At 70.7% G+C, this 14,007-nt stretch carries 13 protein-coding genes; 9 read left to right on the top strand and 4 right to left on the bottom strand.

Features of this window, described 5'->3' with window-relative positions:
- The first annotated feature begins 62 nt into the window (after positions 1-62).
- Complete coding sequence (locus tag AB0C73_RS34470; RefSeq protein ID WP_362537610.1) at positions 63-1,643, top strand: ABC transporter substrate-binding protein; 1,581 nt, start codon at positions 63-65, stop codon at positions 1,641-1,643.
- 118 nt (positions 1,644-1,761) lie between these two features.
- Here the strand turns inward: AB0C73_RS34470 and AB0C73_RS34465 are convergent, their stop codons facing one another.
- Together AB0C73_RS34465 and AB0C73_RS34460 are read right to left on the bottom strand one after the other, a co-directional pair.
- Positions 1,762-2,433 carry a response regulator transcription factor gene (locus AB0C73_RS34465; RefSeq protein ID WP_265865528.1) on the bottom strand — a complete coding sequence of 224 codons (672 nt, stop codon included), beginning with the start codon at positions 2,431-2,433 and terminating at the stop codon, positions 1,762-1,764.
- A gap of 18 nt (positions 2,434-2,451) precedes the next feature.
- A complete protein-coding gene (locus AB0C73_RS34460) occupies positions 2,452-3,375 on the bottom strand; it encodes a PD-(D/E)XK nuclease family protein (RefSeq protein ID WP_362537608.1) in 924 nt (307 codons plus the stop codon).
- Between the two features lie 241 nt (positions 3,376-3,616).
- Here AB0C73_RS34460 and AB0C73_RS34455 point away from each other — a divergent pair, with 241 nt between their 5' ends.
- The 3 genes from AB0C73_RS34455 (at position 3,617) to AB0C73_RS34445 (ending at position 6,632) form a co-directional block, all read left to right on the top strand.
- Complete coding sequence (locus AB0C73_RS34455) at positions 3,617-4,750, top strand: site-2 protease family protein (protein WP_362537632.1); 1,134 nt, start codon at positions 3,617-3,619, stop codon at positions 4,748-4,750.
- Positions 4,751-4,859: 109 nt separating this feature from the next.
- A complete protein-coding gene (locus tag AB0C73_RS34450; protein WP_362537606.1) occupies positions 4,860-5,747 on the top strand; it encodes a tRNA (adenine-N1)-methyltransferase in 888 nt (295 codons plus the stop codon).
- A 321-nt stretch (positions 5,748-6,068) separates the two neighbouring features.
- Entirely contained in the window at positions 6,069-6,632 is a 564-nt protein-coding gene (locus AB0C73_RS34445; RefSeq protein WP_362537604.1) for a hypothetical protein, read from the top strand.
- A 64-nt stretch (positions 6,633-6,696) separates the two neighbouring features.
- Here AB0C73_RS34445 and AB0C73_RS34440 read toward each other — a convergent pair whose 3' ends face one another.
- Positions 6,697-7,008, bottom strand: a complete 312-nt coding sequence (locus tag AB0C73_RS34440; protein ID WP_362537602.1) for a ferredoxin — start codon at positions 7,006-7,008, stop codon at positions 6,697-6,699.
- 242 nt (positions 7,009-7,250) lie between these two features.
- Between AB0C73_RS34440 and arc the strand changes: the two genes are divergently transcribed.
- The 5 genes from arc (at position 7,251) to prcA (ending at position 12,869) form a co-directional block, all read left to right on the top strand.
- A complete protein-coding gene (arc, locus tag AB0C73_RS34435) occupies positions 7,251-9,017 on the top strand; it encodes a proteasome ATPase (protein ID WP_362537600.1) in 1,767 nt (588 codons plus the stop codon).
- Positions 9,018-9,182: 165 nt separating this feature from the next.
- The gene (dop, locus tag AB0C73_RS34430; protein WP_362537598.1) at positions 9,183-10,703 is read left to right on the top strand and encodes a depupylase/deamidase Dop; all 1,521 of its coding nucleotides are present in this window, start codon (positions 9,183-9,185) and stop codon (positions 10,701-10,703) included.
- Positions 10,704-10,839: 136 nt separating this feature from the next.
- Positions 10,840-11,052: a ubiquitin-like protein Pup gene (locus AB0C73_RS34425; protein ID WP_030759619.1), complete on the top strand. Its 213-nt coding sequence runs from the start codon at positions 10,840-10,842 to the stop codon at positions 11,050-11,052.
- 159 nt (positions 11,053-11,211) lie between these two features.
- Entirely contained in the window at positions 11,212-12,051 is an 840-nt protein-coding gene (gene prcB, locus AB0C73_RS34420) for a proteasome subunit beta (RefSeq protein ID WP_362537596.1), read from the top strand.
- A 56-nt stretch (positions 12,052-12,107) separates the two neighbouring features.
- A complete protein-coding gene (gene prcA, locus AB0C73_RS34415) occupies positions 12,108-12,869 on the top strand; it encodes a proteasome subunit alpha (protein ID WP_362537594.1) in 762 nt (253 codons plus the stop codon).
- An 82-nt stretch (positions 12,870-12,951) separates the two neighbouring features.
- On the opposite strand, the gene AB0C73_RS34410 is transcribed toward prcA, so the two are convergent.
- Positions 12,952-13,977, bottom strand: coding sequence for a LacI family DNA-binding transcriptional regulator (locus tag AB0C73_RS34410; RefSeq protein WP_362537592.1), 1,026 nt, complete (start codon positions 13,975-13,977; stop codon positions 12,952-12,954).
- Between the last annotated feature and the right edge of the window lie 30 nt (positions 13,978-14,007).

The following is a 14,007-nucleotide window of genomic DNA, read 5'->3' as shown; positions in this document are numbered from 1 at the left end:
CGTTGTACCGGCCGCGCACTGCCCGCGCGGCCGGCCTGGCAAGAGATCAAGAGGCAAGTTCTGTGAAGGCACACAACAAGTGGCTGACCGCCCCGCTCGCCGCGGGCCTGGCCGCGACCCTGCTCAGCGGCTGCGGCACCGAAAAGGGCGGCGGCTCCGGCGACGCCGGGCCCACCGTCGTGGTCGGCATGTCGGACGAGATCGTCGCGACCGACCCGGCCGCCGGTTACGACCCCGGTTCCTGGCTGCTGTTCAACAACGTCTTCCAGTCCCTGCTCGCCTTCCCCAAGGGCGGCTCCGAGCCCGAGCCCGACGCCGCCGACCAGTGCGCCTTCTCCGGCGGCAGCAAGGTCTACACCTGCACCCTGCGCGAGGGCCTGAAGTTCTCCAACGGCAACCCGCTCACCTCGGAGGACGTCAAGTTCTCCTTCGAGCGCGCCCTGAAGATCGCCGACCCCAACGGCCCGGCCCCGCTGCTCTCCTCGATCGCCTCCATCGAGGCCCCCGACGAGAAGACCGTCGTCTTCAAGCTGAAGGTCGCCGACGCCACCTTCCCCAGCAAGATCGCCTCCGGCGCTGGCTCGATCGTCGACCACAGCGCGTACCCGGCCGACGCGCTGCGCACCGACGGCAAGGCGGTCGGCTCCGGCCCGTACAAGCTGGACTCGTTCAGCCCGTCCGAGGCCGTCTTCTCCGCCAACACCGGCTACCAGGGCACCGCCAAGCGGAAGAACGGCGGTGTCACGCTCAAGCTCTACCGCGGCGACCGCGAGGCCCTGTCCAAGGCCCTCTCCGACGGTGACGTCGACGTCGCCTACCGAGGCCTCTCCGCCGACGACATCGCCGCCCTGGAGAACGCCCAGAACGACGCCGACGGCATCCAGGTCGTCCAGGGCTCCAGCGCCGAGGTCCAGCACCTGGTCTTCAACGTCAAGGACCCGGTCGTCGGCAAGCTCGGCGTCCGCAAGGCCATCGCCCACCTCGTCGACCGCGAGGCGCTCGTCCAGAACGTCTACAAGTCGACCGCGACGCCGCTGTACTCCATCGTCCCGGCCGGCATCGCCGGACACGCCACCTCGTTCTTCGACACCTACGGCGCGCCCGACACGGCCAAGGCGAGGCAGGCGCTGCGCAAGGACGGCATCGACGGCAAGGTCGAGCTCACCCTCTGGTCCACCCCGAACCGCTTCGGTCCCTCCACCGACCAGATGATGGAGGCCATAGCCGGGCAGCTCAACGCCAGCGGCCTGTTCGAGGCCAAGGTCCAGTCCGTGCCCTACGAGCAGTACGAGAAGGACATCGACGCCGGCAAGTACGGCGTGTACGTCCGCGGCTGGGTGCCCGACTACCCGGACGCCGACAACTTCACCTCCCCGTTCTTCGGCGACGACAACGTCCTCGGCAACCGCTACCAGAACGCCGTGATCAGCGGCGAGCTGCTGCCGGCCGTCGCCGCCTCGCCCGACCGGTCCCAGACCGGCTCCACGTACAACAAGGTCCAGGACCTCGTCGCCGACGAGCTCCCGCTGCTTCCGCTGTGGCAGGGCAAGCAGTACGCCGTCGCCCGCGAGGGCGTCACCGGTCTCGAATGGACCCTGGACGCCTCCACCGTCTTCCGCTTCTGGGAGATCAAGAAGGGCTGACCGGGCCTCGGTACGGCGAAGGGCCCGGCGCGCGACTCGCGCGCCGGGCCCTCCCGCGTACCGGCCCGGACGCCGCCGGACCGGACGTCACCGGCCCGGACGCCGCCGGACCGGACGGTCACTGCGCGCCGGGGCGCACCAGACCGCTCTCGTACGCGTACACCGCGGCCTGCACCCGGTCGCGCAGGCCCAGCTTCGTCAGCACATGCCCGACATGGGTCTTCACCGTCGTCTCGCTGACGAACAGGTCCGCCGCGATCTCCGCGTTCGACAGGCCCCGCGCCACCAGCTTCAGCACCTCGACCTCGCGGTCGGTCAGCGTGTTCAGGGTGTCGGGCACCTGCTCCTCGCCCGACGGCAGATGCGCCGAGTACTTGTCGAGCAGCCGCCTGGTGATCGACGGCGCCAGCATCGCCTCGCCCGCCGCCACCACCCGGATCGCCTGCACCAGCTCCGTCGCCGGCGCGTCCTTCAGGAGGAAGCCGCTCGCCCCCGCCTTCAGCGCCTCCACCACGTACTCGTCCAGGTCGAAGGTGGTCAGCACCAGGACCTTCGCCGGCCCGTCCCGGCCGGGGCCGGTGATCTGCCGGGTCGCCTCGACCCCGTCCATCCGCGGCATCCGGATGTCCATGAGCACCACATCGGGCTGCAGCGCCCGCACCTGGTCCAGGGCCTGGAGACCGTCCCCGGCCTCACCCACCACCGCGATGTCCTGCTCGGCCTCCAGGATCATCCGGAAACCGGTGCGCAGCAGCGGCTGGTCGTCGACCAGTAGGACGCGGATAGCCACGGACAACTCCTCAGGAGCTCAGACGGCGGGCGGAACCCGGTCCATTCTGCCCTGACCGCCCTGACCGGGGTCCCCCGACTCCACCGGGCGCGCGGGCACCACCGGCAGCGGATACACCGGGGGAGTGCCGCCGAACTCCGGACACACCGCCTGGTGGTCGCACCAGCCGCACAGCTTCGTCGGCCGCGGCCGCCAGTCCCCCGACTCCGTCGCCAGCCGGATCGCCTCCCACAGCGCGTGCAGCTTGCGCTCCACCCGCAGCAGATCGGCCTCCACCGGGTCGTACGTCATGACGTCGCCGCTGCCCAGATACACCAGCTGCAGACGGCGCGGCACCACGTTCTTCAGGCGCCAGACCACCAGCGCGTAGAACTTCATCTGGAACAGCGCGCCCTCGCTGTACTCCGGGCGGGGCGCCTTGCCCGTCTTGTAGTCGACGATCCGCACCTCACCCGTCGGCGCCACGTCGACCCGGTCGATCACCCCGCGCAGCCGCAGCCCCGAGGCCAGCTCGGTCTCCACGAACAGCTCGCGCTCCGCCGGCTCCAGCCGCGTCGGGTCCTCCAGGGTGAACCACCGCTCGACCAGCGACTCCGCCTCCACGAGCCACTGCGCGAGCCGCTCGCCCTCGGAGTCCCCCTCGAACAGCTCGCCCAGCTCCGGACGCGAGGCGAGCAGCCGGTCCCACTGCCCCGGCACCAGCGACTTCGCCCGCGGCGCCGTCCGCTCCGCCGCCGGCGCGTCGAACAGGCGCTCAAGGACCGCGTGCACCAGCGTCCCGCGGGTCGCCGCCGCACTCGGCTTCTCCGGCAGCCGGTCGATCACCCGGAACCGGTAGAGCAGGGGGCACTGCATGAAGTCGCTCGCCCGCGACGGCGACAACGACATCGGCGCGCGGGGCGCCACCGGCGCCGCCACGGGCGGCTGCTCGCTCGTACTCATGACACAGACCCTACGGCCCGCCACTGACAGCGAGCACCGCTCCGACCCCGATCCGGTCCGCCGGACAGGCCCTGATCCCGCACACGGGCACGCGCGGAATACCATCGACGCAGGACCCGTCGCGCTGCATGATCGACACGTGACCGAGTGCGCGGGCCGAGCGGCCCGGCGACGAAAGGAACCCGTGAACCAGGACGAGTCCAAGCCGCAGCGGACCGAGGAGCCGGGCGGCGGCATCCTCATGGGCCGCCCCTTCGGCGTGCCCGTCTACGTCGCGCCCAGCTGGTTCCTGGTCGCCGCCCTCATCACCTGGGTCTTCGGCGACCAGATCGACCGCGTCCTGCCCGAACTCGGCGCCGCCCGCTACCTGGTCTCCCTCTTCTTCGCCATCGCCTTCTACGCCTCCGTGCTCGTCCACGAACTGGCGCACACCCTCGCCGCACTCCGCTTCAAGCTCCCCGTGCGCCGTATCCAGCTCCAGTTCTTCGGCGGCGTCTCCGAGATCGACAAGGAGACCGAGACCCCCGGCCGCGAGTTCGTCCTCGCCTTCGTCGGCCCGCTGCTCTCCCTGGTCCTCGCCGGCGTCTTCTACGCCAGCCTGTACGCCGTCGAGCCCGGCACCGTCCCCTCCGTGCTGCTCGGCGGGCTGATGATCTCCAACCTGATCGTCGCGGTCTTCAACCTGCTGCCCGGCCTGCCCCTCGACGGCGGCCGGATGTTCCGCGCCGTCATCTGGAAGCTCACCGGCAACGCCATGACCGGCACCGTCGCCGCCGCCTGGGTCGGCCGCGCGCTCGCCGTCACCGTCCTCATCGGACTGCCGCTGCTCACCCGCACCGGCCTCCTCGGCAACTCCACCGACGACATCAGCGGCTTCACCACCGTCACCGACGCCCTGCTCGCCGCGATCCTCGCCGCCATCATCTGGACCGGCGCCGGAAACAGCCTGCGCATGGCCCGGCTCCGCGAACACCTCCCCGAACTGCGCGCCCGCACCCTCACCCGCCGCGCCATCCCCGTCGAGACCGCCACCCCGCTCTCCGAGGCGCTGCGCCGCGCCAACGAGGCCGGCGCCCGCGCCCTCGTCGTCGTCGACGGCCAGGGCGCCCCCACCGGCATCGTCCGCGAGACCGCCATCGCCTCCGTCCCCCAGCACCGCCGCCCCTGGGTCGCGGTCAGCGCCCTCTCCCAGGACCTCGCCGAGGGCATGAAGGTCCCCGCCGACCTCGCGGGCCAGCCCCTCCTCGACCACCTCCGCGCCAGCCCGGCCACCGAGTACCTGGTCGTCGAGGACGGCGGCGAGATCTACGGCGTCCTGTCCACCACCGACGTCGAGAAGGCCTTCGTGAAGGCCATGGCACGCCCTTCTTCTTAGGCTCGGTTTGCCTCCGGGGCGCTGCAGCCGCTGTCGACGGGCGACCGTGCTCACTCGCCCTCGGGGCGAGACGGTAAAGGGGCTGTCACGCCCTTGATAAGCTGCTCACATGTCCGAACCGACCGGTGCCGCCCGCCGTCGCGGGCCCTTCAAGGTCGGGGACCAGGTCCAGCTCACCGACCCCAAGGGACGCCACTACACGTTCACGCTCGAGGCCGGGAAGAACTTCCACACCCACAAGGGTTCCTTCCCCCACGACGAGCTGATCGGCGCTCCCGAGGGCAGTGTTGTCCGTACCACGGGAAACGTCGCCTACCTTGCGCTGCGCCCCCTGCTCCCCGACTACGTCCTGTCCATGCCCCGCGGCGCCGCCGTGGTCTACCCCAAGGACGCGGGGCAGATCCTGGCCTTCGCCGACATCTTCGCCGGCGCGCGCGTCGTCGAGGCGGGTGTGGGCTCCGGCTCGCTCAGCGCCTTCCTGCTGCGTGCCATCGGGGACAGCGGCATGCTGCACTCCTACGAGCGCCGCGAGGACTTCGCCGAGATCGCCAAGGGCAACGTCGAGCGCTACTTCGGCGGCCCGCACCCCGCGTGGCAGCTGACGGTCGGCGACCTTCAGGACAACCTGTCCGACACCGACGTCGACCGGGTCATCCTCGACATGCTCGCCCCCTGGGAGTGCCTGGAGGCCGTCTCCAAGGCGCTCGTCCCCGGCGGCATCCTCTGCTGCTACGTGGCCACCACCACGCAGCTCGCCCGCACCGTGGAGTCCATCCGCGAGTTCGGCTGCTACGCCGAGCCGCAGCCCTGGGAGTCCATGATCCGCAACTGGCACGTCGAGGGCCTCGCCGTGCGCCCCGACCACCGGATGATCGGCCACACCGGCTTCCTGGTCACCGCCCGCCGGCTCGCCGACGGAGTGGAGCCCCCGATGCGCCGCCGCCGCCCCGCCAAGGGCGCCTACGGCGAGGACTACGAGGGCCCCAACAAGGGCTGACGCCCCCGCAGGGCCCGCCCCCAGGGGCTGACGCCCCGACAACGCGCGCGTGCCGCCGTCGAGTTCCCGCCCCAGGGCGCCGGAGACCGACGGCGGCACCGTCATGTGCGGGCCGTGCGCGGGTCGGTGTCCGGAGTCGTGTCACGGGCCGGGTCCAGGCCCGTACGAACCCGGCCGCACCCCGCCTGTTCCGCCCTCCTGTGACGTGTGGCACCATGCCGGTTCACGGGCTCCTCCGCCCCCGGTGCCGCACCCCGGCGGGCCGGCGGCACCGGAGTCGTACGAACGCCTTCCGCACCCCCCTCACAGGAGACGCCCCGCGTGCAGACCTCCGCCGTCACGGACCTCGCGCACACCCACGCCCGGCCGGTGCACTGGCTGGCCACCGCCGCCGCCATGGCCGGAGTCGTCGCCCTCGCCGGACTGCTGCAGCCCCACCCGGCCGGAGCGAGCGCCGCCCCCGCCGCTCCGCTGCCCGCCCCGGACGCCGCGACGGCCCACTACCCGCTGCAGTGCGGGGGAGCGCCCAGCACCGTCGCCCAGAAGGCCACCGGCGACCTCGACGGGGACGGAAACCCCGAGACCGTCGCAGTCGTACACTGCGAAGCCGGCTCCGGAACGCCGCCGAGCGGCATCTACGTCCTCACCCACGGCAAGGGCGCGGGCACCCCCGCCGCCCGCGTCGTGGCGACCCTCGTCGAGCCCTCGCAGCTGAAGAGCGTCGGCGACTTCGCCGTACGCGACGGAGCCGTCCAGGCGACCCTGCTCGGCTACTCCTCCGCCGACGTCCCCAGCTGCTGCCCCGACCAGCGGGAACAGGTGAAGTGGCGCTGGAGCGGCGGCGCCTTCGTACGCACCGCACAGGACGGCGCACGCGCCGTCTGACCGGCCGGACCGCCCTCGACGGGGCGGTCCGTCACCATGCAGCCACCACGCAGTCAGCGCGCCGTCACTCCGCGTCGGGGCCGTACACCTCGACACCGTCCGCGGCCCGGCGCACATGGATGCAGTCGCCCGGGCACTCCTTCGCGGAGTCCACCACGTCCTGCAGCAGCGGCAGCGGCACCGGGGTCGTCGCCCCCGGCTCCTGGAGCAGCTCGTCGTCCGCGCTCTTCACATAAGCGAGCCCGTCGATGTCGAGCTCGAAGACCTCCGGAGCGTACTGCGCGCAGATCCCGTCCCCGGTGCACAGGTCCTGGTCGATCCAGACCTCCAGCGCCTCCGCGGCGCCCACCACCGGGGCCTCCTGCTGCACGCTCATATCTCCTGCCGTTTCTGCCTCGCGCGGGTAAGTCGGGCCAAGCCTGACGGGTGTTGACCACCCACGACGATACAACCGGGCGCTTTTGCAATGACCGCCGGTGGGTATTCCCCTGGCGTGAGGGGAAGCGCAAGGGTGAAGATCGGACACACCCCGGAGTCTTTTTGATCTAGGGGTTTCAATCATCACCCACCCAGGTAGGGTCAGGAAGCGTCCAGCTCCCCTTGGAGGAGGTGAGGACCGTGGCAGCCCACGACGACGACATCAACCGCGGCATCCGGCCCGGGCGAGGGTCTGAGGACCCCGCCGGCCAGGTTGCCTATCTCGAGCAGGAAATCGCCGTCCTGCGCCGCAAGCTCGCCGACTCTCCGCGTCACACGAGGATTCTCGAGGAGCGGATCGTCGAGCTGCAGACGAACCTGGCCGGAGTGTCCGCTCAGAACGAGCGGCTCGCCAACACCCTCCGTGAGGCCCGCGACCAGATCGTGGCCCTCAAGGAGGAGGTCGACCGGCTCGCCCAGCCGCCGGCCGGCTTCGGTGTCTTCCTGCAGGCCAACGAGGACGACACCTGCGACATCTTCACCGGGGGCCGCAAGCTCCGGGTGAACGTGAGCCCCGGGGTCGAGCTCGACCAGCTCAGGCGGGGCCAGGAGGTCATGCTCAACGAGGCGCTCAACGTGGTCCAGGCCATGGAATTCGAGCGCGCCGGGGACATCGTCACCCTCAAGGAGATCCTCGAGGACGGCGAGCGCGCCCTGGTCATCGGACACACCGACGAGGAGCGCGTGGTCCGGCTCGCCGAACCGCTCCTCGACATCACCATCCGCCCCGGCGACGCCCTGCTCCTGGAGCCCAGGTCGGGATACGTCTACGAGGTGGTCCCGAAGAGCGAGGTCGAGGAACTCGTCCTCGAAGAGGTCCCGGACGTCGACTACGACAAGATCGGCGGTCTGGGCAACCAGATCGAACTGATCCGCGACGCGGTCGAGCTCCCCTACCTCTACCCCGACCTCTTCAAGGAGCACGAACTGCGGCCGCCCAAGGGCATCCTGCTCTACGGCCCGCCCGGCTGCGGCAAGACGCTGATCGCGAAGGCCGTCGCCAACTCCCTTGCCAAGAAGGTCGCCGAGGTGACCGGCCAGCCCGCGGGGAAGTCCTACTTCCTCAACATCAAGGGCCCCGAGCTCCTCAACAAGTACGTCGGCGAGACCGAGCGGCACATCCGCCTCGTCTTCCAGCGTGCCCGTGAGAAGGCGAGCGAGGGCACCCCCGTCATCGTCTTCTTCGACGAGATGGAATCCCTCTTCCGCACCCGCGGATCCGGTGTCAGCTCGGACGTGGAGAACACCATCGTCCCGCAGCTGCTCGCCGAGATCGACGGCGTGGAAGGCCTGGAGAACGTCATCGTCATCGGCGCCTCCAACCGCGAGGACATGATCGACCCCGCGATCCTGCGCCCCGGCCGGCTCGACGTGAAGATCAAGATCGAGCGCCCGGACGCGGAGGCCGCCAAGGACATCTTCGCCAAGTACCTCACCTCCTCGCTCCCGCTGCACGCCGACGACCTCGCCGAGCACAGCGGATCCAAGGACGCCGCCGCCCACGGAATGATCCAGTCCGTGGTCGAGCAGATGTACGCGGAATCCGAGGAGAACCGCTTCCTCGAGGTCACGTACGCCAACGGCGACAAGGAAGTCCTCTACTTCAAGGACTTCAACTCCGGCGCGATGATCCAGAACATCGTCGACCGGGCCAAGAAGATGGCCATCAAGGCATTCCTCGACCACGACCAGAAGGGCATTCGCGTCTCCCACCTCCTCCAGGCCTGCGTGGACGAGTTCAAGGAGAACGAGGACCTGCCCAACACCACCAACCCGGACGACTGGGCCCGCATCTCCGGAAAGAAGGGCGAGCGGATCGTCTTCATCCGCACCCTCGTCACCGGAAAGCAGGGCGCGGACACCGGCCGCTCCATCGACACGGTGGCCAACACCGGTCAGTACCTGTAGTGACGCGCACCGGCTGCGGATGTCCGGAAACCGGGCATCCGCAGCCGTCGTTTTCCACTCACCGAATCGCATTCGATCTCCCCGACGACGCGCGGCCGCTCTAGGCTCGTGGGTACCGCCGAATCACGCACCGTGCGGGGAGCGGCGCCGGGCAAGGAGGGCCGCATGACCGTACGGCGAGTAATGGGCATCGAGACGGAGTACGGGATCTCCGTCCCCGGGCACCCCAACGCCAATGCCATGCTCACCTCGTCCCAGATCGTCAACGCCTACGCGGCGGCGATGCACCGGGCGCGCCGCGCCCGCTGGGACTTCGAGGAGGAGAATCCGCTGCGGGACGCCCGCGGCTTCGACCTCGCCCGCGAGGCCGCCGACTCCAGCCAGCTCACCGACGAGGACATCGGCCTCGCCAACGTCATCCTCACCAACGGCGCCCGGCTCTACGTGGACCACGCCCACCCCGAGTACAGCGCCCCCGAGGTCACCAACCCCCGCGACGCCGTCCTCTGGGACAAGGCCGGCGAGCGGATCATGGCCGAGGCCGCCGAGCGGGCCGCCCAGCTCCCCGGCGCCCAGCCGATCCACCTCTACAAGAACAACACCGACAACAAGGGCGCGTCCTACGGCACGCACGAGAACTACCTGATGAAGCGGGAGACCCCCTTCTCGGACATCGTGCGCCACCTGACGCCGTTCTTCGTCTCCCGGCAGGTCGTCACCGGTGCCGGCCGGGTCGGCATCGGCCAGGACGGGCGCGAGGACGGCTTCCAGCTCAGCCAGCGCGCCGACTACTTCGAGGTCGAGGTCGGCCTGGAGACCACCCTCAAGCGCCCCATCATCAACACCCGCGACGAACCGCACGCGGACGCCGAGAAGTACCGGCGGCTGCACGTGATCATCGGGGACGCCAACCTCTCCGAGATCTCCACGTACCTCAAGCTGGGCACCACCGCCCTGGTGCTGTCCATGATCGAGGACGCCTTCATCACCGTCGACCTCGCCGTCGACCAGCCCGTGCGCACCCTGCACCAGGTCTCCCACGACCCGACCCTGCAGTACCTGGTCACACTGCGCAGCGGCCGGACACTCACCGCGGTCCAGCTCCAGATGGAGTACTTCGAGCTGGCCAGGAAGTACGTGGACGAGCGCTACGGCTCGGACGCCGACGAGCAGACCAAGGACGTCCTCGTGCGCTGGGAGGACACCCTCAACCGGCTCGAGAACGATCCGATGAGCCTCTCCGGCGAGTTGGACTGGATCGCCAAGCGCGAGCTCATGGAGGGCTACCGCCGCCGCGACGGCCTGGACTGGGACGCAGCCCGGCTGCACCTGGTGGACCTCCAGTACGCGGACGTACGCCCCGAGAAGGGCCTGTACAACCGTCTGGTGGCCCGCGGGCGCATGAAGCGCCTCCTGGACGAGCCGGCGGTGGAACGGGCCGAGACGAGCCCTCCGGAGGACACCAGGGCCTACTTCCGCGGCCGCTGCCTGGAGCAGTACGCGGACGACGTGGCCGCCGCCTCCTGGGACTCGGTGATCTTCGACCTGCCCGGTCGTGACTCCCTCCAGCGGGTCCCGACCCTGGAACCCCTGCGGGGTACCCGTAACCACGTCAAGGAACTCCTGGACCGGTGCCGCACGGCCGAGGAACTGGTCCGCGTCCTTTCCGGCACCGATCGCGGCTGAAATGCCCGGGCACTGGGAATCATGAGACCAGTGCCCGGACGTTACAGAAACTGCGGGGCCGATGTCAGTCCCGGCTTGTAGGGTCTGATCTTGTACAGACCCACACGAGCGGGCCGATTCGAGCGGGGTGAGGTTTATGGCGACCAAGGACACCGGCGGCGGACAGCAGAAGGCGACGCGTTCCACCGAGGAGGTCGAGGAGACCACGGCGGAGGCGAGCTCCGACCTCAAGGAACGCCAGGAGAAGCTTTCGGACGACGTGGATTCCGTTCTGGACGAAATCGACGACGTACTCGAGGAGAACGCCGAGGACTTCGTGCGCTCCTTCGTGCAGAAGGGCGGCGAGTAGCCGCTCCGGCGCGCCTGTCGCTCTCCGTCCCCGGAGCCCCGGAAAGCCGTGGGCCCGGGGACGGATGACAGGCCACGACACGGGTAAGGTCCGTGCACAGTACGCAAGATCGGCCCGTGCGTCCCGCGGCGGGCCGTCGTTCCCACCGGAAGGAATCGCGTGGAAGCCAACCCTCGTAGCATCGGGCGTCTGCCGGCGGCCTTCCTGACGCCGGGCTCGTCCTCCTTCATGGACTTTCTCGCCGACCACTCGCCGGAGATGCTCCCGGGCAACCGGAAGCTCCCGGAGGGGATCGTCGAGGCACCGCACGGCACGACCATCGTCGCCGCGACCTTCCCCGGCGGCGTGGTGCTCGCCGGTGACCGGCGCGCGACCATGGGGAACATGATCGCGCAGCGGGACATCGAGAAGGTGTTCCCGGCCGACGAGTACTCCGCGGTCGGCATCGCCGGTACGGCCGGCCTGGCCGTGGAGATGGTCAAGCTGTTCCAGCTGGAGCTGGAGCACTTCGAGAAGGTGGAGGGCGCCACGCTCTCCCTGGAGGGCAAGGCGAACCGCCTGTCCACCATGATCCGCGGCAACCTCGGGATGGCCATGCAGGGCCTGGCCGTCGTCCCGCTGTTCGCCGGCTGGGACGAGGGCAGGGAGAAGGGCCGGATCTTCTCCTACGACGTCACCGGCGGCCGCTCCGAGGAGCACGGCTACGCCGCCACCGGCTCGGGCTCGATCTTCGCGCGCGGGTCGATGAAGAAGCTCTACCGGGACGACCTGACCGAGCAGCAGGCCACCACCCTCGTCGTCCAGGCGCTGTACGACGCCGCGGACGACGACTCGGCGACCGGCGGCCCGGACCTGGCCCGCAGGATCTTCCCGATCGTCACCGTCATCACCGATGAGGGCTTCCGCAGGCTGACCGAGGAGGAGTCCTCCCAGCTGGCCCGGTCGGTCACCGAGCGGCGCCTGGAGCAGCCCGACGGGCCGCGCGCCGCCCTGCTGTGACCGCTCGCCGACCCTCGTAGAAGCTCCTTCAGACCGGAAGAAAGGGACGGTAGCCGGTGTCCACGCCGTTCTATGTCTCACCCCAGCAGGCCATGGCCGACCGGGCGGAGTACGCCCGCAAGGGCATCGCCCGAGGCCGCAGCCTCGTCGTCCTCCAGTACGCCGACGGCATCGTCTTCGTCGGCGAGAACCCGTCCCGCGCACTCCACAAGTTCAGCGAGATCTACGACCGGATCGGCTTCGCCGCCGCCGGCAAGTACAACGAGTACGAGAACCTGCGGATCGGCGGCGTGCGCTACGCCGATCTGCGCGGCTACACCTACGACCGCGACGACGTCACGGCCCGCGGCCTGGCCAACGTCTACGCCCAGACGCTCGGCACCATCTTCTCCAGCGCGGGGGAGAAGCCCTACGAGGTGGAGCTGGTCGTCGCCGAGGTCGGCGCGGAGCCGGAGGGCGACCAGATCTACCGGCTGCCGCACGACGGCTCGATCGTCGACGAGCACGGCTCCGTCGCGGTCGGCGGCAACGCGGAGCAGATCAGCTCGTTCCTGGACCAGCGGCACCGGGACGGGATGTCGCTCGCCGAGGCCCTGAAGCTGGCCGTGCAGGCGCTGTCCCGGGACACCAACGGCAGTGAGCGGGAGATCCCCGCGGAGCGCCTGGAGGTGGCGGTCCTGGACCGCACCCGCCCGCAGCAGCGCAAGTTCAAGCGGATCCTCGGCCGGCAGCTGAAGCGCCTCATGGAGGCGGACGACGCGGCCGTGGCGAAGACGGACGACCCGTCCGACGAGGCCGACGAGGCCACGGAGGAGTAGGCCGCACTTCGCGAGGGCGAGGGCCCCGGAGCCGTACACACGTGTACGGCTCCGGGGCCCTCGTGCGCGCGGCGGCAGGGCCTCAGACGGCCGGTGCCGGGCCCGTGGAGCCCCGGACGGTCAGGGTGACCGGCAGGTCGCCGCGCTCGGGCTCGCGGCCGTCCAGGACGGCGAGCAGGGCGCCCATGCCGCGCTCGCCGACGCGCTCGGCGGGCAGGGCGACGGTGGTCAGCTCGGGTTCGACGGCGGTGGCGAGCGCCAGGTCGTCGAAACCGGTCACGGAGAGGTCCTCGGGGACCCGTAGCCCGAGCCGCCGCGCGGCCTTGCAGGCGCCGGCCGCGAGGATGTCGTCGTCGCAGACGATCGCGGTGGGACGGGGCCCCGGCCCGGCGAGGGCGCGCTCGACGGCCCCGCGGGCGCCCTGGACGTCCAGCGGGGCCCGTACGGTCGTGACCGTGGCCGAGCCGCCGGCCAGGGTGTCGGCGAGGGCGTCGGCGCGCACGTCGAAGGTCCAGGAGGGCACGGCCGAGGCGAGGTGCAGGAAGCGCCGGTGGCCGAGGTGGAGCAGGTGCCGGGCGACCTGGCGCATGCCGTCGGCGATGTCGAGGTTGACGTGGGCGGCGGCGCCGCCGTCGGCGGGGTCGCTGTCCAGCATGACGAGGGGCAGGTCGGTGCCGCCGAAGGCCTTGAGGGCGTCGGTGGCCATGGAGGAGGCGATGACCCCGTCGAGGGCCGCGCGGGCGGAGGCGAAGGGGTCGCGGGCGGGGCCGACGCCGGCGGGGGAGGGGTAGAGCACCACGCCGAAGCCGTGCCGGGCGGCGACCGTGGCGGCGCCGGTGTAGACGCGGGCGAAGAACTCGTTGGTGAGCGCGGGGACGACCAGGAGCGCGGTGCGGGTGCGGCCGAGCCGCAGGTTGCGGGCGGCGAGGTTGGGGCGGTAGCCGAGCGCGGTGGCTGCCTCGCGGACGGCGGCGGCGGTGGGTTCGGAGACCCGGCCGCGCCATTTGTCGCCGAGCACCAGGGAGACGGTGGCCTGTGAGACCCCGGCCGCCCGTGCCACGTCCCGGCTGGTGGGGCGGTTCCCGCCGATGGACTGCGGGTTGTGCACTCGTACCTCCGCGGCGGCTGTCTGCGGGAC

This window comes from Streptomyces sp. NPDC048623 (genome assembly GCF_040650755.1).
Taxonomy (GTDB): domain Bacteria; phylum Actinomycetota; class Actinomycetes; order Streptomycetales; family Streptomycetaceae; genus Streptomyces.
Note: the sequence above shows the minus strand (reverse complement) of the source record. Positions and strands in the feature narration are given on the sequence as shown.